Genomic DNA, 22330 nt, shown 5'->3' with positions numbered 1-22330 from the left:
ACAGAGCCGGCACCATCCGCCGCCGGTTTGATGCGCTGAATATTAATAAGACACAGCCGCTTAAATAACTGCACGATCCTGGGAGAAGAGAGATGGGCTTTACCGAATCATTGCAAAACTTGCTTGGCAGCAAGCCACCGCGCGCCGACGCCACTGCCTGCCCGACCGAATCCGACATCCTCAATTACACCGAAAACCGATTGCCCGCCGCCTTGCGGGACCGCCTGGAACAGCATTTTGCCGGGTGCGAGGATTGCCGTGAACTGCTCGTCGTGCTGGCGCGCTTTCCTGAAGCTGAGCTGGCCGAGCTGCCGCCGCCGTCGAGCACCGAGGTTCAACAGCAGACGGCGCGAGTGTTGCAAATGATCGAAGCGAGCGAAGGCCGCAACGCCGCGCCCGTCACGGGTAAAAAAACCGACCCCGCGCCGCGTCGCGGCTGGGCTTATCGCTTTCGGATGCCGCTTGCCGCCGCGGCCATGATCATCTGTGCAGTGATTGTAGGCGGCATCTACTTAATGATGCGTAGCCAGCCGGCGAGCGACGCGGCGCGGCAATCGCTGGCCCAGGCGATGAAAGGCGAACGGCGCAGCGCCACTCGCTTTTCGGGTGGTTTTGATTACTCGCCCTATGTGGCGACGCGCGGCAGCAACGACTCGCCCGACTTTTATTTGAATCGCGCCCTGGGCGAATTGCGCGCCGCTGAAAGCGCCGATGCCTCTACCGAGATGCGGCAGATGCTCGCGCGCGCCTACCTCGCCTTTGACCGCCCTGAACAGGCGCGGCAGGCGCAGGCGATCCTGACATCGTTGCGGGCGCGCGGCGTCGAGACCGCCGAACTCTTCAATGATCTCGGCGTGGCGCAGTTTCAGCTACAGAGTTATGACGCGGCGATTGACAGTTTCAGCCGCGCGCTAGAGATCACGCCCGCCTACAGCGAGGCGCTGTTCAACCGTGCCCTCGCCTACGAGAGTGCCGTGCGCTACAGTGAAGCGCGGCGCGACTGGCAACAGTTCCTCGGCTCGGCAACCGACGCGAACTGGAAGGCCGAAGCCGAACGCCACCTGGCGGCGCTTTTCAGCACCTCGACCCTCTTTCCACCGCAGACGAAAATTGATGGCTGTTCATGTAGCAGTGCCTATACCTCCTAAGCGAAAAGCGCCGCAGACTATAGACAGAGCAGTCGGCGACGCTTTTCGATTTTTGGCTTACCGCTTCTACTTCAACCAGGCATCGCTGATGATCGCATCAACCGTGACCGGCACGCTGCTGATGAACTCGCGCGCCGCCGCGACCATCTGGTGATCGAGCAGCGAAGCCACCTCACCCGCCTGCGACTCGGCCACCTCGATGACAATCTCGTCGTGAATGCAGTTGACGATGCGCGCGTCAAACGGGTGCAGCGCGTCGTAAATCAACGCCAGGGCGCGCTTGATGATGTCGGCACTGCTCCCCTGGATGGGCGCATTTTTGCCGAGCCGTTGATTCGCCGCGACCTGTGAGCGATCACCGGAATCAAACGAAAAAGTAATCAACCTTCCAGAGCGCGTGCGGCTCTCGCGCTGAGTGATGGCGCGGTCGGCGGCCTCGCGCAGGAAGGCCGCGACGCCGCTATAGGCCGCGAAGTATTTGCGGATCAACCCCTCGGCCTCTTCCGGGGCGCAATCAATCCGCGCTGCCAGTCCCGGCGCGCCCAGCCCGTACATGATGCCGTAGTTCAACTGCTTGGCGGCGGCGCGCTGCGCTTTCGTCACCTCGTCAAGCGCGATGCCGAACATCTGGCTGGCGGTCACACAATGCAGGTCTTCGCCCGACAGCAGAGCTTTGACCAGCGCCGTGTCCTGCGACCAGTCGGCGAGGATGCGCAGCTCGATCTGTGAATAGTCGGCGATCACCAGCTTGCGCCCGGCGGGAGCGCGAAAACATGAGCGGTACTCCGGCGTGTTCGGCACCTGTTGCAGATTCGGCTTTGAACAGGCCATGCGCCCGCCGGTTGCGCCGATTTGCTGAAAGTCTGCGTGGATGCGCCCGGTCACCGGGTGAACGTGATCGAGGATGGCTGTGCCATAGCTTGAGAGCAACTTTTGTACGCTGCGATATTCCAGCAGGCGTGCGACCGCCGGATGCTCTTTCGCCAGCGGCTCAAGCTGCCAGTTGCGTGTGCCTTCAACCTTGATGCCCATGCGCGCCAGCGCCTCGGTCACCTGTGCAGGGCTGTCCACATTGATCTTCGGCGGCTCGTCAAAGAGCGACAACTGCGGAATGCCCGCCGACAGCTCGCGGCGCAGCTCGGCCGAAAGCGCGTCGTGGGCGCGTTCGAGATTCACCACCAGCGCCCGCCAGCACGTCACGTCAATCGCCATGCCGGCCAGCTCCATCGCGGCAATCGGCAGTACGCAATCCATTTCGAGGCGCGCCGCTTCCGCAAGGCCGAGCTCTGCGAGCCTTTCAGTGACCGCCTCGCGCAGCGGCAGCAGCAGCGCCGCGTCCTTTGCCGCATACTCGACCTGTAGCGGAGATAACTCTCTCGACCAGTCGCTCACCTGCATCGATTTGTCTACCGTCTGATCGAGGTAGCGCTCGACGACGGCGGCCAGCGAGTGCCGGTCTTCGCTGCGGCCCGCGGCGATCAACTGGCTGGCGAGCAGCGTGTCGAAGACGCCGCGCACTTCGACCTCGAAGTGATGGAGCAGCATCTTCAAATCGAACTTGGCATTGTGGAAGACCTTGATGACCTGCGGGTCGGCGAACAACTGGCGCAGCTTTGCATCGGCAAGCGCCGCATAAGCGAACAGGTCGAAGACGAAGACGTGTTCGGGCGTGGCGATTTGCAGCAAGCGGACGCGGCTGCGATAGGGATCAAGCCCGGTGGTTTCGGTGTCAACGCCGAGGACGGGGAACGTAGAGATGGCTTTCACAGCCAGTTCCGCGTCTTGCCGATTGTTGACGATAGTGAAAGGTGTGTCGCTCAATTCGTCCGCCTTTGCCGTTGAAATCGCTCGCGCGCGCCGGCCCATCGCTTGCACCCGATTTCGCGCGCCCGATATAGTTAAAAATTCTCGCACCAACCGTGTGGACAAGCAATTTGATTATGGAGATGCTGATGCAAGCGATGAAAGAGCGGCGCGAACAGTTGATGGCGCGCCTACAGCGGGGCGCTGCCATTTTCCCCGCCGCGCCTGCGGCGATTCGCAATAATGATGTCGAGCACGAGTACCGCCAGGACACAGACTTTTATTACCTGACCGGCTTTGAAGAGCCTCAGGCCGTCGCCGTGCTGGTGCCCGACCACCCGGAACATCGCTTCACGCTGTTCGTGCAGCCGAAAGACCGCGAGCGCGAAGTGTGGACCGGCTGGCGCGCCGGCACCGAAGGCGCGAAGCGCGACTACGGCGCGGACGCGGCCTTTACTATCGATCAGCTCGATGAGGAATTGCCGAAGCTGCTGCTGGCGGCGAAGGCCGAGCGCATCTATTATCGCTTCGGCAGCGACCCGACATTCGACGAGCGACTGGTTGGCTGGGTGCGCCGCTTTCAGCGCGAGCGCCAGCGCAGCGGCGTCGGCCCGACTTCGGTGATTGATCCGTCAGACACCCTCCACGAGATGCGCTTGATCAAGACGGCGGATGACCTGGCAGCGCTGCGCCGCGCCGTCGAGATCACTTGTGACGGGCACCTGACGGCGCTCAGGGCGTTGCGCCCCGGAATGCACGAGTACGAGATCGAAGCGACGTTGCGCTACGTCTTTCGCAAGCAGGGCAGTCCGCGTCATGGCTACGCGCCGATTGTTGCGGCAGGCGCGAATGCGACCGTACTGCATTATGTGACGAACAACAGCCGCATCGAAGCCGATGATCTGCTGTTGATCGATGCGGGCGCAGAGTTCGGCTACTTCACCGGCGACGTGACACGCACCTGGCCGGCGAGCGGCACCTTCAGCGAGGCCCAGGCCGAGGTCTATCAAGTCGTGCTCGACGCGCAGCTCGAAGCCATCAAAGCGGTGCGGCCCGGCGCGACCTTCATCGAGCCGCACGACCGCGCGGTGCGCGTCTTGACCGAGGGCATGGTGCGGCTCGGCTTGCTCGAAGGCGATGTTGACCAGTTGATCGAAGAAGGCAACAAATACCAGAACCAGCCGGACGCGCCCAGCGGCTATAAGAAATTCTATATGCACCGCACGAGTCACTGGCTGGGGATGGACGTTCACGACGCCGGCCCTTACAAAGTCGCCGACGAGTGGCGAAGGCTAGCGCCCGGCATGGTGCTGACCATCGAGCCGGGGCTGTACGTCGCCGCTGATCTCGAAGATGTGCCGGCGCGTTATCGCGGCATCGGCGTGCGCATCGAAGACGACGTGCTGGTGACCGAAGACGGCTGCGAAGTTTTATCGGCGCGAGTGCCGAAGACGATTGACGAGATCGAAGGTCTGATGATGGGCGCCCACCTGGGCGAGTGATTGGCCGAGGAGGCTTGATGTTACACAAATCAATTGCGGTGGTCGTGATGTTCGTCGCGCTTGCCACCTGTGGGCAGGCGGCGCAGGCGATGAAAGGCTATGAGCTGTATAGCTGGAAGGTGAAGGGTCGCTGGCACTATGCGGTGATGATTGGAACGAATCGCGCCAAGAGCTACGACGAGATTACCGCAAAGGAGAACGAGCGCATCGGCATTGCCGCCCTCGAAGCCGAGCTGAAAAAACTGCCGCGTGGCGAACAACTCTTTTGGCGATCCGCGGCACATCCCGGCGTCATCAAGCCGAAGGCGAAAGGCTCGCCCATCCTCGAACTGCCTTCGCGGCAGCGCATCAAGCACATCAAGGCTTACTGCGATAAGCTCGGCATCCGATTGACCCTCAGCTAAATCTGAAAAAGCAGCCGAGAAGTCAGCGGGAATCACGCAGCGGCGCAAACCCCTGTGCCTGCGAGAGCGAGATCAGATTACTGGTTGATCTGCCGATGATCATTCTTGCGCGGTCGCTCGGCGGCACGGCGGGCGGATTACCCGAAAGGGGAAGCGTTTTGCCGTCCGCGGAACTGAGCGCACATTGAACATTTGATTCGATTGCCGGAAGGGTTCTCATTTGACTCGGTGTGACCACTACGACGATCCGGGCGTTCGGTGAGGATCGCCCAGCCGTCTTGAACACCGGCCAAACAACTGTGCCGGACATCCGGTCAAGGAGAACTACCCGATGACGCGCTTCTTAGCTTTTCCTGTCTTGCTGCTGTCGCTGCTCGTCCTGATTACCAGCGGCCCATCGCTGGTGACGCATGGCAAAGATAAACCCATATTCAGCACCATCCCGCCGCCGGCCAAGCCCGATAAGGATGTGAAGTTCGATTCCAAGCCGGGTGACACGACGCCCCTGATGTGCAAAGGCCACTCGGATAAGAAAGTCAGAATGTATCGCTAAAGCCGTCTGCCGCCACGGCCCGGCTCGGATTGACCTGTAACCGCTCGATTCCAGGAGAGACCATAATGAAGAAGACCTTGCTCATCTTTGCCCTCGTCGCGGGGATGCTCATTGCTTATGTGCCGCAGCGCACTCGCACGCAGGCGGCGACGACCGCCAACCCCGTGCTGATCCTCTACGATTCGACCAACACCCAGTACGGCAAGCTGGGATTTATGTATGCCATTATGTTGAGCAACCTGCTCGGCCATTTTCAGTTGAAAGCTGATCTCGTGCCGGTCGAAACCTACACCAGCGGTCAGATCAACGCGCACCAGGCGACTTTCTACCTCGGCGCGCTTTACGACAACCCGCTGCCGGTGAGCTTCCTGAGCGATGCGGCGCAGACCACCAAGCCGATGGTCTGGTTCAAATATAATTTCTGGAAGCTGACCTGGGATCAGACCTATAACTTCCCGGCGACGCATGGCTTCACCTTCCTGTCGCTGCGCGGGCTCAACGGCACGCCGTCGGCCTCAACCCCGTCGCCGGGCTTCTTCGACACGATCACCTACAAGAACAAGGCGATGATGAAGTATTACGCCTACGACGCGGCGACCAACACCGTGAAGGCCGACCCGGATTTCGGCCTCGTGCAGATCACCGACGCGACGAAAGCGACCACGACCGTGAGCGCCAAAAACAGCGGCACGCAGGAGGTCGCGCCTTACGTCGTCCGTTCGGGCAACTTCTGGTACTTCGCCGACCTGCCGTTATCCTTCATCGGCCCGCGCGACCGCTACCTCGCGTTGTGCGACTTGCTGCATGACATTCTCGGCATCAATCACCCGGAACAGCACCGCGCGATGGTGCGCCTGGAAGACGTCGCCGCGACGGTTGACACCAATGCGATGACCCGGCTGACCAATTTCCTGAAGAGCAAGAACATCAAGTTCTCAATCGCCGCGATCCCCTTCTACCGCGACCCGCTGGGCCGTTACAACTCCGGCGTGCCGATGGAGGTGCATCTGGCGCAAGCGACGGACCTGCTGAATGCCTTAAAGTACGCCAAGTCCCGCGGCGGCTCGGTACTGATGCACGGCTACACGCACCAGTACAACAATGTGCCGAACCTCTACACCGCGGTCAGTGCCGATGATTTCGAGTTCTGGTATGCCACCGGCAACCGACCCGTAGCCGAGGACTCGTTTGCCTGGGCGGCTGATCGCTTGAGCGCCGGCATCGCCGAGCTACAGGGCAGCGGTTTTGAGGCAGACGTTTTTGAAGCGCCGCACTATCAGGCGTCACCGAAAGCCTACGCGGCCATCAACGGCCTCTTCCAGAATACCTATCAACGCGCCGTCTACTACACGGCAGAGACGCCGAACCTCGACCCGAACGCCGCCAACCACGATTTCAGCGGCGGCATGTTTTACCCGTATGTCATCTCGTCGGATTACTACGGGCAGCGCGTGCTTCCCGAAAACCTCGGCAATATCGAGTACGACATCTGCAACATTGACCCGACCTCGTGCATCACCTACACCTGGCAGGACTTGTTGACCAACGCGCAATACGGCCTGGTGGTACGCGACGGCTTCGGCTCGTTCTTCTTCCATCCCTTCTGGGTCGAACAGGACCTGGCGTACCTGAATGCCTATAATGACTTCGTCAATCTGGTCAATGGGATCACGCAGCTCGGCTACACCTGGGTTGGCATGCGCGACCTGATCCTCGGCCTGACGAAGATTTCGCCGGACTCCGGCTCAAAGTCGGGCGGCACCAACGTGACCATTGACGGCACGGGGTTCGAGGCCGGCGCGACAGTGCTGATCGGCAACACCCCGGCGACCAATGTTGTCGTCGTCAATTCCTCAAAGATTACCTGCCGCACACCTGCCGGCGCGAAGGGCGATGCGGATGTCAAAGTGACCAACACCGATGGGCGCAACGCGATGCTGCCGGCGGGGTTCAAGTACAAGTAAGAGGCAATGTGATGAAACCCTGGTTGCTGATTGCTCTGCTCGTGACTACCCAGATGCTTTGCGGCGTTGCAACGCCTGCGGGCGCGTCCTTAGTTGAGGACGCGCCTGTAGGCGTTGCGGCGACGATCCGCGAGAAGTTCGACCTGTGGCGCGGGCCGACCAGCTTGCGCGGCGCGAACATCTGGCAGCAACGCGTGACTCGCGATGACGAGATGGGGCCGGGACCGGTCGGGCCGCCTTACTCGCAGCAGGACTTCAACACGTTGGCGGCGTGGGGCGCGAACTATGTCAATATCTCGCACCCCGGCGTCTTTACCGAAGACGCCGAGTACGGCTTTGACGAGGCAGTCTTTCAGAACCTTCAGCAGTTGATTGATCGCGCCGAACAGGCCGACCTCTTCGTCGTCGTTTCGTTCCGCACCGGCCCGGCGCGCCGCGAAGAGATATTCGACGACGACGATCCGAAGCCGTCGCGGCTCTGGAAGTCGAAGCCGGCGCAGGCCGCCTGGGTCGAGATGTGGCGCGAGACGGCTCGCCGTTTGAAAGACCGCGCCAACGTCGTCGGCTATGACCTGATGGTCGAGCCCGAAACCACAAAGCACGGCGTCTGGAATCGCCTGGCGCGGCAGATCACCGGGGCTATCCGCGAAGTTGATGCGCGCACACCGATCCTTGTCGGCGCGGCGGATTGGAGCACAGTGGATTCGCTCGACGGGCTAGAGCCGACGGGCGACGCGCGCACCGTCTACACGGTTCACCAGTACGAGCCTTATGCCTACTCGCATCAAGAGAGCCGGCGGGCCGGCTATCAGGCGGCAGAGGTCGAGGCGCTCTACTGTCGCATCGCCGACTTCAAGAAGGAGAACGCGGTGCCTGTGGCGGTCAATGAATTCGGCGTCGAGCGCTTTGCGCGAAGCGCCAGCGATTATGTCGCCTTGCAGATGCGTTTGATCGAAGCGATGGGCGCAAATCATGCGCTGTGGCTATGGGAGACCAGCTTTCCGCTCGATTACGACGAGTTCAATTTCCGCTTCGGCGCTGACAGTAAAAATCACCATGACGTGGCGACCAGCGCGCTCATCGAAACGATCAAAGCCGACTGGGCCAACAATGCGGTGCGTCCCTCAAACGTGGGGCGGCAGTTCTAGAGCGGATTGCATTTGGGGTTGCCATGTAGCGCAAGGCGGTTAGCTTGCGCCGAGACTCGCGCAAGCTAACCGCCTTGCGCTACATCCAAATGAAAACCGCTATAAAGGCGGTTTTGTAAAGAAAGCCCGGTGGCCTGGCCCGTTAAGGTAATTGACGCGGCGGCGGCCATGAATTATCTTCGCCGCAGGGTTGCTGGCTCCCCATATTTATCAATGAAAGCCGCGAAAAGCTCGCAAAAAGCTCGATAATCGCAGCATTCGCAATTTAGCTACATTGCTCCCGCAAGAATAAGAATAGCGACCGTAGAGGATGCCGAATTGTCCAGGAGTGTATGCATGAACGCCAAAGTCTCTCGCCTCGTTCGCGTGCTGGCCACACTCACACTGATCGCCGCCGCCGCGCTCACCACGTCGGCGCAGTCGAACGCCGAGCAAGCGAAGCAATATCTCAATGAAGGCTATGGCCTGCTGCGCGAGATGAAGTACGAGCAAGCGGCTGTGAGCTTCCGCCGCGCCGTCGAAGCCGACCCGACCAACGTCCGCGCCCGCCTCGACCTCGCTTACGCTTTGCTATCAAGCGGCAATGACAATGAAGCCATCCGCGCTTTTCAGCAGGCGATTCAGCTCGACCCCGAAAACATGCAGGTGCGCTCGCAACTCGGCTACCTCTACATTCACCAGGGCCAGACGCGCGAGGCGCTCGGCCAGTTCCTCGAAGTCGAAAAGCGCGACCCGCACAACGATCAGGTGAAGACGCAGCTCGGCTACCTCTATGACAAGCTCGGCGACAAGCAGCAGGCGCGTGAGCTGTTCGCCCAGGTGGCGAATTCGGGCAACGCCGACCTGCGCGCCAAAGCGCAGACCGCTTTGCGTAACCTACAGCCCGCGGGCGGCGGTTATAAAGCCGGCACCTTCGTCAGCGAAGTCTACGCCGCGCCCTTTTATCAACAGCGCTTCGGCAACTTCATCGCGCCGCTGGTGATTCGCAACGGCTTTGTGCTGGAATCGGCGCACGCGGTCGAAGCTTACGCCAGCCTGCGCCTGACTCGCGACACGCGGTCGAGCGCCGGCAGCGCGCCGCAAATCTATTCGGACAATTTTCTGGTCGCCGGGGTCGGCCTGCGCGCCCGCCCGTTCAAGAACAACCTGACGGTCTACGGCGAAGCCGGTATCGCCAAGAACCTGCTGAATAACTCGCTCTCGACGGTGCGCGCCCGCTCGGACTTTCGCGCCGGCGTCTACTACTCGCGCGAGTGGGACAGCGTCGCCGAAACCACAGGGCCGGCAGCGCCGATGAAGCTGGTCGGCGACGTCTACTTCGACGCCAGCTACTACAGCCGCTTCCGCGACAACTTCATCGCCTTCGGGCAGGCGCGCGAAGGTCTGCGTTTCTTCCAGTGGAACAAGCTGTCGCTCGACCTCTACGGGCGCGGCAGTGTGGTGAAAGACAGCGGGCGCGACTTCTATAACAACGTCGCCGAAGCTGCCGGCGGGATACGCTTCACGCCCTGGCGACCGCTCGGCGTTTCGGTGAGCGGCGAATACGTGCAGGGATTCTATTTTGGCATCTCGCGCCCAGGCGAGCCGAACCCTTACGGCTCGCGCTATAACGATTTCCGCTTGATGCTGACAGTGGGTAAGTATTACGCAAAAGAATAGCGCCCGCACAGGTCGGCGCCCCGAACGATTGTTGAATCGAGAACGACAAGGAAGATTATTGTGGATAGCCCTCACACTATCTCAATCGCCGAGATCGTCTTCGCCTTCCTGGCGCTGGGCAACATCATCAGCGGCCTCGACGATCTGTTCGTTGATGTCTACTACTGGGTCTCTTACCTGGCGCGCCGCATCAGCTACCCGCGCCGCAAGTACCCGCTACTTTCCGACGCCGACCTCGATGCCGTGCCGCAGAAGCGCGCCGCCATCTTCGTCGCCGCCTGGCACGAAGAAGACGTCATCGAAGAGATGCTGGTCACCAACAGCCAGCTGATCGATTACCAGAACTACGACTTCTTCATCGCCTGCTACCCGAACGATCTGCCGACGCAAGAGAAGATCGATGCGGCGGCGGCCCGGCTGCCGAACGTCCACAAGGCGGTCAACCCGCAGCCCGGCCCGTCGAATAAAGCCGACAATTTGAACGCCGCGTTCGCGACGCTGCGCAAGCAGGAGCGCATCAGCGGCAACCCGTATGACTTCATCGTCATGCACGATCCCGAAGACGTGCTGCACCCGCTGGAGCTGAAGCTCTATAACTACCTGATGACCAAGCGGCGCGTGAACATGATTCAAACGCCGGTCTTCCCCATCGAAACGCCGGCTCAACAATTCACCGCCGGCAGCTACATGGACGAGTTCGCCGAGACCCACACCAAAGACATCTATGTGCGCGAGTGGGCGAACGGCTTCGTGCCGTCGGCGGGCGTCGGCACTTGCATCGCCCGCAGCGTCTTCAACAAGCTCTCGGAAGAGTACGGCGACAAGGTCTTCAACACCAACTCGCTGACGGAAGATTATGACTTCGGCTTGCGCTTGAAGATGAGCGGCCACAAAGCCATCTTCGTGCGCCAGGCGCTGGTGCGCAAACAGGCAGCCGCCGCCGGTAAAGAGACCACCGAGCTGATCGCCACGCGGGCGCACTTCCCGGCGACCTTCAAGACCGCCGTGCGCCAGCGGACGCGCTGGATGGTGGGGATCATTTTTCAGAACTGGAAGCACTTCGGTTGGACGGGCGGCCCGCGCACCCGCTGGATGTTGTTCCACGACCGCAAAGGCGTGTGGGCCAATACGCTGGTGCTGCTCAATTACCTGTTCATGGTCTACAGCCTGATTCACCTGTTGCTGCAAAAGACCGTCTGGCCTGACCTCGCGCCGCTGCTGCATGAGCATGCCTGGGTCAACCTGGCGATATCGCTCTGCATGACGATGATGCTGAATCGCATGCTGCAACGAGTGATCGCGACGACGCGCATCTACAATTTCAAACAGGGACTGCTAGCGATCCCGCGATTGGTCTGGGGCAACATCATCAACGTCACGGTGACCTTCCGCGCGACGCGGCAGTTTCTGACCGCCGAAATGCAGGGCAAGAAGATCGCCTGGGACAAGACGCAGCACTTCTTTCCGTCGCACGGCGAAGTCGTCGCCAATCAGCACGGCGTTGCCGAGGCGCTCACAAACGCGGGCCGCACGGCGGTGGCGCGCATTCAAGAGGTGCTGACGCCAAAGCCATCGCCCGACTGGCGACTGGACGAGGCGCTGTTGGAGCTGCGGCAGATGATTGAATCTGACATCGCCCGCGAGCGCGCCGCTCAGGCGACAGCCTTTGTCGAGCGCGTGCGCCGCGATATGTCTTCGCTGCAAGCCGACGTCGCAACCGCCGCCCGCCAGCAACGCCGCGCCACGCCGGCGCAGCCGGTGATGGTCGAGCCGCACCTGGAAGTCGAAGAGATGATCGTTGATGGGCGCGAGCCGTCGCTCAGCGACTTGCTGCTCGGACGCCGCAGGGTATCGCGCCAGCCGCTCAGCTTTGTGGTTGATCGGAACCTGAGTTATGGATTTAGCGAATAGAGAAAGTGGCGCAAGCTAACAGCTTGCGCCACAGCGGACGGAATACCAGTTTAAGGACGAGCCATTATGAACCGACAACGTGTAGTCACGATCATGGGAACGCGACCGGAAGCCATCAAGATGATGCCGGTCGTGCGTGAATTGAACCGCCGCCAAGACCTCTTCGATCATCTGCTGGTCGCCACCGGCCAGCACCGCGAGATGCTCGATCAGGTGCTTGCGGTCTTCTCTCAGCGGCCCGACATTGACCTTGATCTAATGCAGCACAATCAGAGCCTCGGCGGCTTTGCGGCGCGGGCGATGGCCGCGTTGTCCGAGCTGTTCACCGAGATCAAGCCCGATGCCGTGCTGGTGCAGGGCGACACGACGACGGTGACGATTGCGGCGCTCGCCGCCTTCTATCAAGGCATCCGTGTCGGTCACGTCGAAGCCGGGCTGCGCTCTTTCGACTTGCACAACCCGTTTCCCGAAGAGATGAATCGCCGGCTTGCCGGCAGCCTTTCGGATATGCACTTCGCGCCGACCGAAGGCGCGCGCCGCAACCTTTTGCGTGAGGGCGTGCCGCCGGAAAACATCTTTGTGACCGGCAACACAATTGTTGATGCGCTGCGCTCGATCCCGCTCGATGGGCCGTTTACGGATGCGCGCTTGAACGAAGTGAATTTTGACCGCCGCGTGCTGCTGGTCACGGCGCACCGCCGCGAAAATCATGGCTTGCCGATGTACGCGATCTGCGACGGCTTGCGGGCGATCATCGAACGCTTCGATGATGTCGAGATCGTCTATCCCGTCCACCTGAACCCCAACGTGCGCCAGGTGGTGATGCAACAGCTCGGCGGCCTGCCGCGCGTTCATCTGGTCGAGCCGGTCGGCTACACAGACCTGCTGCGGCTGATGCGCCGCAGTCACTTCATCCTCTCCGATTCGGGCGGCATACAGGAAGAAGCGCCGTCTTTCCACAAGCCTGTGCTGGTGCTGCGCGATACCACCGAGCGCCCCGAAGTCATCGAATGCGGCGCGGGCCGTCTGGTAGGCACCGACGCCGCGGGCATCTTTGAAGAGGCCGCCTTGCTGCTGTCGAACGTCGAGGCATACAAGCAAATGAGCCGCGCCGAGAATCCCTTCGGCGATGGCCGCGCCGCCGCGCGCATCGTTGACGTATTGGCGCAACGCATCTGCGACGTCTATGAGCCGTCGCTGATCGAGTTGATGTTTGACGCCGAGGCAATGGCCGCCGGCGATTGATGGAAATAGCCGTGATGATTTTTGTTTTTGACTTTCTCAACCGACCTGCGTAGTATTCCTGCATCACAGTATGTCTGCCGAAGTTGCTCGCGGCGCTTGAAGCGTGAGAAGGGCAACGCGGGGGAACCAGGGCCGTGTCGTGGACGCGGCGGGGGCGTATCGAGTCTGAGGCACTCGTAGGACACTTCCAGTCCAAGCCCGTCAGCTAACCTCGCAGGCTAAAAGGAAGGGCATTACGCCGCGACGAGATTCGGGCGCGGGGCGTATGGCTCCGCGCCCTTTCCTTGCTCTTGAGCTTCCGGCGAATTCCCTTGCTCGAACTTCATGAAACATGAGCGGCTCGACGAGCGTGACTCCGAGCGCCGCTAGAGGGTGACTGTTTATGCAACGAAAAATCGCGAAACGTACTTCCGGCTGGCCGGCTGCCGTCGTGGGCCTTCTGCTGTTGATGCTGAGCGTATCACTCGAAGGCTGCGGCGGCGGATCAAGTAAGAGCGGCAACCGCGTGACATTGATCCTCGGCGGTTACACGACGCCGCGCGAAGCCTATGGCAAAGCCATCATCCCGGCATTTCAAAAGTACTGGAAAGAGAAGACCGGGCAGGATGTCGAGTTTCAGGAGTCTTATCAAGGCAGCGGCGCACAGGCGCGCGCCATCACCGGCGGCTTTGAAGCCGACATCGCGGCACTGTCGCTCGAAGGTGACATTGACAAGATCAGTGAAGCCGGATTGATCACCCACGACTGGAAGGCGAAAGCGAACCGCGGCATGATCAGCACTTCGATTGTCGTCATCGCCGTGCGCCCCGGCAATCCCAAAGGCATTAAAGACTGGGCCGACCTCGCGCAGCCCGGGCTGAACATCTTGACGCCTGACCCCAAGACTTCGGGCGGCGCGCAGTGGAACATCAACGCGATGTACGGCGCGGCGCTGCGCGGTTATGCCGGCGTCGCCAAAGACGATCCGGCGGCGGCGCAGGAGTTTCTCAAGAACGTCTTTCACAACGTCTCGATCATGGACAAAGGGGCGCGCGAATCGATCACCAACTTTGAGAAGGGCGTCGGCGATGCGGCGGTCACTTACGAAAACGAAGTGCTGGTTGCCAAGCAAGGCGGGCAGAATTACGACTATGTCATCCCGCACTCGACGATCTTAATCGAGAACCCTGCGGCGCTGGTCGACAAGTACGTGGATAAGCACGGCGTCCGCGAAGCCGCCGAAGCCTTCCTTGCCTTCCTCTGGTCGGCTGAAGCGCAACGCGCCTTTGCCAGGTATGGACTGCGCCCTGTGGATCAGGCGGTCGCTCAGGAAGTCAAATCACAGTATCCGGCAGTTGCGGATTTGTGGAAGATGGATTACCTTGGCGGCTGGAAGAAAGTCGCCGACAGCATCTACGGCCCGCAGGGTGCCTATACACGCGTTAGCGAAGAGTTGCAGAAAGGGCGCTGAGTTTTGCGCCGGAAGGGATGGGATGAAACTCGCCTCCGCACCCGTTGATGTGTCACCGGCGCGCGTCGCCTTGCCGTGGGGTCGTTGGGGACTGCGCGTTACGGCGGCGCTCTACCTCGGCGTGATGATCGCGCTGCCGCTGGCGGCGATTCTAGCCAACGGCCTGCGCGATGGCCTGCGCGCTTTCTGGTCAGACCTCGCCAGTCCGGCGGCGTTTGCGGCGCTCAAGCTGACCATCCTCATGGCGGTCATCGTCACCTTGATCAACGCGGTGATGGGCACGCTGACGGCTTATGTGATCGTGCGCTATCGCTTCTATGGGCGCGGCCTGTTGAATGGCTTGATCGATATGCCGTTTGCGATCCCGACGCTGGTGACCGGCGTGATGCTGGTGGCGCTCTACGGGCCGCAGCGCACGCTTGGCGCATGGCTCGGCGCGCACGGCATCCAGATTATTTTCGCGACGCCGGGCATCGTGCTGGCGCTGCTGGTGATTACTTACCCCTTCGTGATTCGCTCCGTGCAGCCGGTGTTGATCGAAGCCGAGCGCAGCGAAGAAGAAGCCGCGTACACGATTGGCGCGTCCCGTTGGACGACCTTTCGACGCATCGTTTTCCCGACGATTGCGCCGGCGGTGATTAGCGGCTCGCTGTTATGTTTTGCGCGGGCGCTCGGCGAATTCGGCTCGATTGTCGTCGTCGCCGGCAACATCCCCGGGCGCACGCTGACCGCGCCGGTCTACGTCTACGGGCAGATCGAATCGCACAACGAGCGCGCCGCCAGCGCCATGTCGCTGGTCTTGCTGGCGCTGTCGTTCGCGCTCATCGTCACCGTCGAATGGCTACAGAGCCGCAACCGGAGGGGCCATGTCGCAAGCGATAATCGATGAGCCGGTGACGACCTTGCAGGCGTCTTCACGCAAGCCGCCAGTGCGCGCTCGGCTCGTCGAATGGGCGCTCGTTGCCCTCGTCTTGCTCTACGCCGCGGGCTTACTGGTTGCGCCGATGGTGGCCATCGTTTATGGCGCGCTCTCGGAAGGCGCCGGCGCGTTTATGCGGCAGGTCACCTCTGCTGATGCCCTGAGCGCGCTCAAGCTGACGCTGGTGATGGCGGCCGGCGCGACGGTGATCAATACGCTATTCGGCCTCTGCATCGCGTGGGTGCTGGCGCGCGATGATTTCTGGGGCAAGCGCCTGCTCAATGGCCTGGTAGACATGCCGTTTGCGGTGTCGCCGGTGATTGCCGGCTTCATGCTCATCTTGCTGTTTGGCAGAAACGGCTGGCTGACGGGGCTGACGGACGCGCTCGGCATCAAAGTCGTCTTCGCGCTGCCGGGCATTCTGATCGCGACGATCTTCATCTCGCTGCCTTTCGTGATCCGCGAAGTGGTTCCGGTCTTGAGTCACGCGAGCCGCGACCAGGAGAACGCCGCGCGCACGATGGGCGCCAGCCCTTTGCAGACATTCCGCCATGTCACCCTGCCGGCAATTCGCTGGGGCTTGCTGTATGGAGTCTCGCTTACATTTGCCCGCGCCGTCGGCGAGATCGGCGCGGTGCTGGTCGTCAGCGGCGGCGTCAGCCGCTTGACCGAGACGGCAACGCTATTCATCTTTCGGTCGCTCGATGATCGCAATGCGGTCGGCGCCAACGCCATGGCGGTGGTGCTTGCGATCATCTCGTTCGTCATCCTCATGATCATCGAATTCTTCAAGAGGCGAGCCGAAAGGAATTCCGGCACGGACGCCGCCGCCTCTCCGCCGCTTTAGGCAATTATAAAAAATCGCTATAAAGCCGTGTAATCCATATGTTTTTGCTTGACCTGAAATGAGCAAAGCCGTCAGGGAGGAGAACCATGAAGCGATCTGAAAACTGGCGGGCCGTCTTCATCTCAAGCTGTAGGCCCTGTGCCGTGCTGATCGTCGGCTTGATTCTGCTTGCCGGCTGTCGCCAGCGACCGGCGCTCGATCAGCAGAACGCGCCAGAGATCACGGTGGCCGCCGCCGCAAATCTCACCGACGCCTTCGCGGAAGTCGCCAGTCAATTCACGGCCAAGACCGGCGCGCGCGTCGTCTACAGCTTCGGCAGCACGGCTGATCTGACCAGGCAGATCGAGAACGGCGGCCCCTTTGACCTATTCGCGTCGGCTGACGTGGAGCACGTCGATGAGCTGAGTCAGAAGGGCCTGATTGTGCCTGACTCGCGCGCCGTCTATGCGCGCGGCCGGCTCGTCGCCTGGATGCCCCCGCGGGGCCGGGCCAAGATCAATCGCCTGGAAGATGTCACGAGCGCGGACGTGAAGACGATTGCCATCGCCAAGCCCGACCTCGCGCCCTATGGCCGGGCGACCGTCGAGGCGCTCAAGGCGCTGAACGTCTGGCCGGCGGTCGAGTCAAAGGTCGTCTATGGCACGAACGTTTCTAACACCAAGCAATACGCTGCGTCGGGCAACGCAGACATCGCCTTCATCCCGCTGGCCCTGGTGAAGCCGGGCGAAGGGCAATACGTCGAGGTTGACGAGCGACTGCACCAGCCCATAGACCAGGCGCTGGCGATCATCAGGGCCTCTGGCAAACAAGACCTGGCGCGGCGCTTTGTAGACTTTATTCTCGGCGACGAAGGGCAGGCGATTCTGCGGCGCTACGGTTACAGCAATCCTTCAACAAAATAGCGATTCATATTCTTCAAGAGGCGAGCTGAAAAAACTAGAGCGGTTTTCAGATGGGTGTAGCCTGGGAGCGCGGGCATCTTGCCCGCCCGTCTTGCGTATGTGAAAGAAAGCCGGCGAGACGCCCGCGCTCCCAGGCCATAGGCAATTGATAACCGCTCTAGGGGATTCGCAAGAGCCTGCGATGCACTTCGCTCGCATCGCAGGCTTTTGCTCATTCGCAGAAGATCAGCGGACGCGCGTCGTCAATCAGCCCGCATTCATGCGCCAGCTCATAATAGAGCTTTAGCCCGCTCAGGCTTTCGTCGTCCAGATCATAGTGGATATTTCTGGTGAGGTAACTGACCAGCTCGCCTTTCGCCATGCCGAGCTGCTCGGAGTAGAGTGCTGCCAGTTCTTCGGCGTGCGCTACGCCTTCGTGTCGGGCCGCGCGAAAGTCAACGCGGCGCTCGACGCCCGGCGCAAACATATCGGCAGCGTCGCGCCGCATCGCCCAGAAAGCGAAGACGAACGGCAATCCCGTATGCTTGCGCCATTCTTCGGCGAGGTCGTAGACGTGCAGGCCGCGACGGTCAATCATCATCGCCGGGTCGCCGATGATCAGCGCCGCGTCCGAGGTTTCGAGCATCTCCTGAATGCGCGGCGGCGCCGTTCGGTATTCCGGCGTGAGCTTGTAGAATCGGCTGAAGATGATTTCGACGAGTGCCGCCGAGGTGCGCGAAGTGGTGTCGAGCGTCACCGAGCGCACTTCGGCCAGCGGCACCCGTGACGCCAGCACGACGCTATACACCTGCGTCTTTGAAGCGACGCAAGCGCCCGGCGCAATCAGCAGATCAGCCTGGCGCTGATACTCGATCACCGGAATCAGCGCCGCCTCGGCGCGGCGTTCGGCAAGCAGCTGCGCACAACGAACCGGCGCGACATCCGACACCAGCGTGCAGCGACTCTTCTGCTCGCCGTAGAGGAAGCTGTACCAGAGTGGCGCGGCGTTCAAGTAACTCGACGCCGCAATGAATGGCTTATTCATAGGTGTTGGGTGCTGGGTGTTGGGTGTCGGGTATCAGCGTTGGCGCCCATCCAACACCCGACACCCGACACCTAAAGCAGAGGCATTTTCACGCCGCACTCTGGGCAGAACTTCGGCCCGCCTTCCGGCTGATGGCCGCAGCCCGGACAGGTCAGCTTCAGTTTGACCGGGCTGCCGCATTCCGGACAGAACTTGCTGCCGGTGGTCTTGGCGCCGCACGACGGGCAGGAGAGCGAGGCTTGCGGCACGCTCGCGCCGACGCGCATATCAACGCCCGATGCGTAGTCAGTCTGCTGCGCCTTTTGATAAAGCTGATCGCGCGCCGCGTCGCTCATTGCCTGGGCGCGGTTGGCGGCGAAATGCTCTTCAAAGTCCGGCGCGCATTCTTCGCAGAGTCCCGCTTTGGCATTCCAGCAGACCTCTGGACAGACCCACTTGCCGCAGCGCGAACATTGCTTGAAATAGCCCTTGGCTTCTTCGACCGCCTTTTCGAGCGCGCTGTCGTGGGCCTTGCCGCCGGTGGCGCGCTGAATCTCGTAAGCGCTGTTGCCGGCGTTTGAAAAGACCCCGCCGAACAGGTCGCCGGCGGCGCGCAGCAGTCCGCCCGCCGTTCCCGTCAGCGATGGCTGAAAATGCGACAGATAGCCGTTGCCGCATTTGTCACAGTGAAACTTGAACTGATAGCCGCGATCTGTCGACAGATCATCATAATTTGCCGTGAACTTAATCATTGTCCTTCTACTCCTGTTGATTTCGAGGGCCGGGCAAAAACCGGGGAGAGAAACCTGAATGCCCGACGCTCTGCCCCTTTTCCCTACGGTTCGCTTGAGCGAGCAAGTTATCCACAAGCTTCTGTGGAAAAGTCTGTGGAAAACCCCTCTCTTTGACTCGCAAATTTTTGAATTCTACGGACTTTTAGCACTTTGCACAGATTTTGTTCAAATTCTGTTAACAGCAAAAGTTTAATTATTTCTGTATTTAGAGCCTGAACATCGCGATTTACGCGGCTTTTTAAGGCTTTTTGGGGGACTCGTCAATTTCTGCCGCAAACCTGTGCAAAACTTTTTCGGATTCATCAAAAAAATCGCTGCAAATCGGGGCGGCGTGGCACGCCGTTTTAATCCACTTCCTCTTCGAGAATCTGGCCAAGGCGTTCACGGTAGTCGTAAGCCGCTTGCAGCACCTTGCGCGGTTTCGACGCGCCTTCCGACGGGCCGATGAAGCCGCGCCGCTCCATCATATCCAGAATCTTCGCCGCCCGCCCGTAGCCAATCGACAGCCGCCGCTGCAAGACCGAAGTCGAAGCTCGCCCCATGTCGGTGACGATTTCCAGCGCCTGAGAGAACATCTCGTCTTCCGGCCCCTCGGCCTCGTCGCTGCCCGACGAATCCTGATCGCTCAAGGTCACCGCTTCATTGTAATCCGGCTCGGCCTGCTGACGCGTGTGGTCGGCAATCTGCTTGACCTCGACCTCGTTGACAAACGAGCCATGCACGCGGATGAGCCGCGCCGTGCCCGGCGGCAAAAACAACATATCGCCCTGACCAAGCAGGGCCTCTGCGCCGTTCGAGTCAATGATCGTCCGCGAGTCTACTTTCGACGAAACGCGGAAGGCGATGCGCGACGGGATGTTGGCTTTGATAATGCCGGTGATGACGTCAACCGAGGGGCGCTGCGTCGCGACGACCAGGTGGATGCCGACGGCGCGCGCCATCTGCGCGAGGCGCGCGATGCTGGTTTCGACATCGCCGCGCGCCACCATCATCAGGTCGGCCAGTTCGTCTATCGCCACGACGATGTAAGGCAGCGGCTTGCGCGCTTCGGGATTGTCAGCGGCGACCGCCGGCACGGTCATCTGCTGAATCTGGTGGTTGTACTGATCGATGTTGCGCACGCCAAGCTCCGCCAGTTGCCGGTAGCGGTTCTCCATCTCGTTGACCGCCCACTTCAGGGCGTTGGCGGCGCGCTTCGGGTCGGTGACGATGGGCGTCAGCAAATGCGGGATGCCTTCGTACAGCCCAAGCTCGACGCGCTTCGGGTCAACCATGATGAACTTCACTTCTTCAGGCGACGCCTTGTAGAGCATCGAGCAGATGATCGAGTTGAGCGTCACCGACTTGCCGGCTCCCGTCGCGCCGGCAATCAACAGGTGCGGCATCTTCGTCAGGTCGGCGATGTACTCTTCGCCGTTGATCGTCTTGCCGAGCGCCAGCGTCAGCTTCGAGGGCGAGTTCTGGAACTTCGCCGATTCGATGATCTCGCGCAGGCAGATTTTTTCCCGCGTCTGGTTCGGGACTTCGATGCCGACGGTTGACTTGCCGGGGATGCGGTCAATGCGGATCGATTCGGCCTGCAAGGCGAGACAGAGGTCGTCGGCGAGGCCAACGACGCGGCTGTACTTGATGCCGGGGTCGGGTTTGAACTCGAAGGTGGTGACGACCGGGCCGGGATTGATCTTATGAATGTGGCCGATGACGCCGAACTCTTTGCACTTTTCCGCAAGGATGGTGGCGCGCTTTTTCAGCTCCTCTTCCGCCTCTTCGTGATGACCGATAGGGATTTCCAACAGCTCAAGCGACGGCATCTTGTAGGTCACGCCGGTCGACGTCTCAACCGTCGTCTTGCGCTTTGAAGTCAGCTCGCGCTTGTCGGCTTTTTCTGTGGGCGCGGTGCGGACGATGGAAGCGGTGGCGACCATCTCGGCGACTTCCGGGTCCATCACCTCTTCGTCTTCGATGTTACGGGCGGCGCGCGCGCGCTCCTGCCGCGCCGTGCGCATGCGCAGAATTTCGGCGGCGCGCTGGCGATGCGGCGACAAGGTCGGGCCGCTGCTGGCCGCATCGTCTTCTTCAATGTCGTCAATGTCGGGCTCGATCACCGCCGCGCCGAGCGCCGGTGCGCCGGTTGCCGCGGCCGCCGCCTGCGACAGCGCCGGCTCAGGGCTTATGGCGCGTGAAGACTTGACGATGAGAGGCGATTCTTCTTTCAACCGCTTGGCCTCTTCGGCGCGGCGGCGGCGCTCTTCTTCTTGCTGACGGCGCAGATCATCGCGCCGCACTTTCTCTTCCTGCTCGCGTTGGCGGCGCATCTCGTCGTCGCGCCGGCGGGCTTCGGCCAGTTCGACAGCGCGCTGTTTGGCCAGCTCGCGACGCTGGTCTGCACGCACCGTGCGCCATGCCTGAAAACGCGCGAACAGCTTATTCGTCGCTCTGCCGACGAAAGCGAACGCCGCGCCGAGCGCCGCCAGCGAGATGTTCATCGTCAGCATCAGCGTCAGGACCGCGGCGACCGTCAGCACGATAGCCGCGCCGGCGGTGTTGAGCGCGCCCGCAAGCGCGCCTTCAAGGATATACCCGACGCCGCCGCCGTTGCTGCGCGAGTGGCCGAGTAGGACGAAGCCGACTTTTGGGAACAGCGCCAGGACGCCCGACAGCGCGATCAGCAACAGCACCGCGCCGAAGGATTTGCGCACAGGGAATTCCGACTCGTCGGAAAAGAAGGCGCGCGTCGCCACGGCGATCAGCACCAGCAGGATAGGGATGGCCAGCGCCGCCAGCCCGAACAGGTTCAAGAACAGCTCGCCGATATTAGCGCCGACGACACCGATCAGGTTGCGCGGCGGCTGTGGCGGCGCGACCGAATTCAAGCTGGCATCCGAGGGGTTAAACGTGATGAGGCTCAGAAACAAGAGGACGGCGGCGGCCACCAGTAGGACGGCCAGCACCTCGCTGACGTGAGACTTTTTGCCAGCATGCTTTGTCCGAGACTTCTTTGCCATCGCAGATGCTAAAACCTTACCAGAAACTCAGAAATTCGCCAGCGCAAAAATGCAGTAGGCAGTTGTCAGTTGA

17 protein-coding genes and 1 riboswitch are annotated in these 22330 nt (G+C 61.2%); of the genes, 13 read left to right on the top strand and 4 right to left on the bottom strand.

From position 1 onward, the window contains the following. The first annotated feature begins 92 nt into the window (after positions 1–92). Positions 93–1148: a tetratricopeptide repeat protein gene (locus VJ464_03540; protein ID HKQ04180.1), complete on the top strand. Its 1056-nt coding sequence runs from the start codon at positions 93–95 to the stop codon at positions 1146–1148. 66 nt (positions 1149–1214) lie between these two features. Here the strand turns inward: VJ464_03540 and VJ464_03535 are convergent, their stop codons facing one another. Further along, the gene (locus VJ464_03535) at positions 1215–2969 is read right to left on the bottom strand and encodes a DNA polymerase (GenBank protein ID HKQ04179.1); all 1755 of its coding nucleotides are present in this window, start codon (positions 2967–2969) and stop codon (positions 1215–1217) included. 131 nt (positions 2970–3100) lie between these two features. Here VJ464_03535 and VJ464_03530 point away from each other — a divergent pair, with 131 nt between their 5' ends. The 12 genes from VJ464_03530 (at position 3101) to modA (ending at position 17455) form a co-directional block, all read left to right on the top strand. Further along, entirely contained in the window at positions 3101–4453 is a 1353-nt protein-coding gene (locus VJ464_03530) for an aminopeptidase P N-terminal domain-containing protein (GenBank protein HKQ04178.1), read from the top strand. 17 nt (positions 4454–4470) lie between these two features. Next, positions 4471–4857 (top strand): hypothetical protein, encoded by a 387-nt coding sequence (locus VJ464_03525; GenBank protein ID HKQ04177.1) that lies wholly within the window; start codon positions 4471–4473, stop codon positions 4855–4857. A gap of 331 nt (positions 4858–5188) precedes the next feature. Continuing rightward, positions 5189–5410 carry a hypothetical protein gene (locus VJ464_03520; protein HKQ04176.1) on the top strand — a complete coding sequence of 74 codons (222 nt, stop codon included), beginning with the start codon at positions 5189–5191 and terminating at the stop codon, positions 5408–5410. 65 nt (positions 5411–5475) lie between these two features. Beyond that, on the top strand, positions 5476–7374 hold the full coding sequence (locus VJ464_03515) for a DUF2334 domain-containing protein (protein HKQ04175.1): 1899 nt from the start codon (positions 5476–5478) through the stop codon (positions 7372–7374). Positions 7375–7385: 11 nt separating this feature from the next. Beyond that, the gene (locus tag VJ464_03510) at positions 7386–8522 is read left to right on the top strand and encodes a cellulase family glycosylhydrolase (GenBank protein HKQ04174.1); all 1137 of its coding nucleotides are present in this window, start codon (positions 7386–7388) and stop codon (positions 8520–8522) included. Positions 8523–8858: 336 nt separating this feature from the next. Then, positions 8859–10181 (top strand): tetratricopeptide repeat protein, encoded by a 1323-nt coding sequence (locus VJ464_03505; protein HKQ04173.1) that lies wholly within the window; start codon positions 8859–8861, stop codon positions 10179–10181. A 60-nt stretch (positions 10182–10241) separates the two neighbouring features. Continuing rightward, positions 10242–12092 (top strand): glycosyl transferase family protein, encoded by a 1851-nt coding sequence (locus VJ464_03500; GenBank protein HKQ04172.1) that lies wholly within the window; start codon positions 10242–10244, stop codon positions 12090–12092. Between the two features lie 66 nt (positions 12093–12158). Beyond that, positions 12159–13337 carry a UDP-N-acetylglucosamine 2-epimerase (non-hydrolyzing) gene (gene wecB, locus VJ464_03495; GenBank protein ID HKQ04171.1) on the top strand — a complete coding sequence of 393 codons (1179 nt, stop codon included), beginning with the start codon at positions 12159–12161 and terminating at the stop codon, positions 13335–13337. Positions 13338–13402: 65 nt separating this feature from the next. Then, positions 13403–13572: riboswitch (cyclic di-AMP (ydaO/yuaA leader) on the top strand. Between the two features lie 147 nt (positions 13573–13719). After that, entirely contained in the window at positions 13720–14787 is a 1068-nt protein-coding gene (locus VJ464_03490; protein HKQ04170.1) for a sulfate ABC transporter substrate-binding protein, read from the top strand. Between the two features lie 22 nt (positions 14788–14809). Further along, positions 14810–15676, top strand: a complete 867-nt coding sequence (cysT, locus tag VJ464_03485; protein ID HKQ04169.1) for a sulfate ABC transporter permease subunit CysT — start codon at positions 14810–14812, stop codon at positions 15674–15676. Then, positions 15654–16553, top strand: a complete 900-nt coding sequence (locus VJ464_03480; GenBank protein HKQ04168.1) for a sulfate ABC transporter permease subunit — start codon at positions 15654–15656, stop codon at positions 16551–16553. Before cysT ends, VJ464_03480 begins: the two co-directional genes overlap by 23 nt. 86 nt (positions 16554–16639) lie before the next feature. Then, a complete protein-coding gene (gene modA, locus VJ464_03475) occupies positions 16640–17455 on the top strand; it encodes a molybdate ABC transporter substrate-binding protein (GenBank protein ID HKQ04167.1) in 816 nt (271 codons plus the stop codon). A 211-nt stretch (positions 17456–17666) separates the two neighbouring features. On the opposite strand, the gene VJ464_03470 is transcribed toward modA, so the two are convergent. The 3 genes from VJ464_03470 to VJ464_03460 all read right to left on the bottom strand — a co-directional run bounded on the left by VJ464_03470 (position 17667) and on the right by VJ464_03460 (position 22257). Next, positions 17667–18479 (bottom strand): menaquinone biosynthesis protein, encoded by an 813-nt coding sequence (locus tag VJ464_03470; GenBank protein ID HKQ04166.1) that lies wholly within the window; start codon positions 18477–18479, stop codon positions 17667–17669. A gap of 71 nt (positions 18480–18550) precedes the next feature. Next, positions 18551–19210, bottom strand: coding sequence for a zinc ribbon domain-containing protein (locus tag VJ464_03465; protein ID HKQ04165.1), 660 nt, complete (start codon positions 19208–19210; stop codon positions 18551–18553). A 386-nt stretch (positions 19211–19596) separates the two neighbouring features. Next, the gene (locus tag VJ464_03460) at positions 19597–22257 is read right to left on the bottom strand and encodes a DNA translocase FtsK (protein ID HKQ04164.1); all 2661 of its coding nucleotides are present in this window, start codon (positions 22255–22257) and stop codon (positions 19597–19599) included. Between the last annotated feature and the right edge of the window lie 73 nt (positions 22258–22330).

This window comes from Blastocatellia bacterium, from assembly GCA_035275065.1.
GTDB lineage: Bacteria > Acidobacteriota > Blastocatellia > UBA7656 > UBA7656 > DATENM01.
The sequence above is the reverse complement of the archived record's forward strand: the minus strand, read 5'-3'. Positions and strand labels throughout refer to the sequence as shown.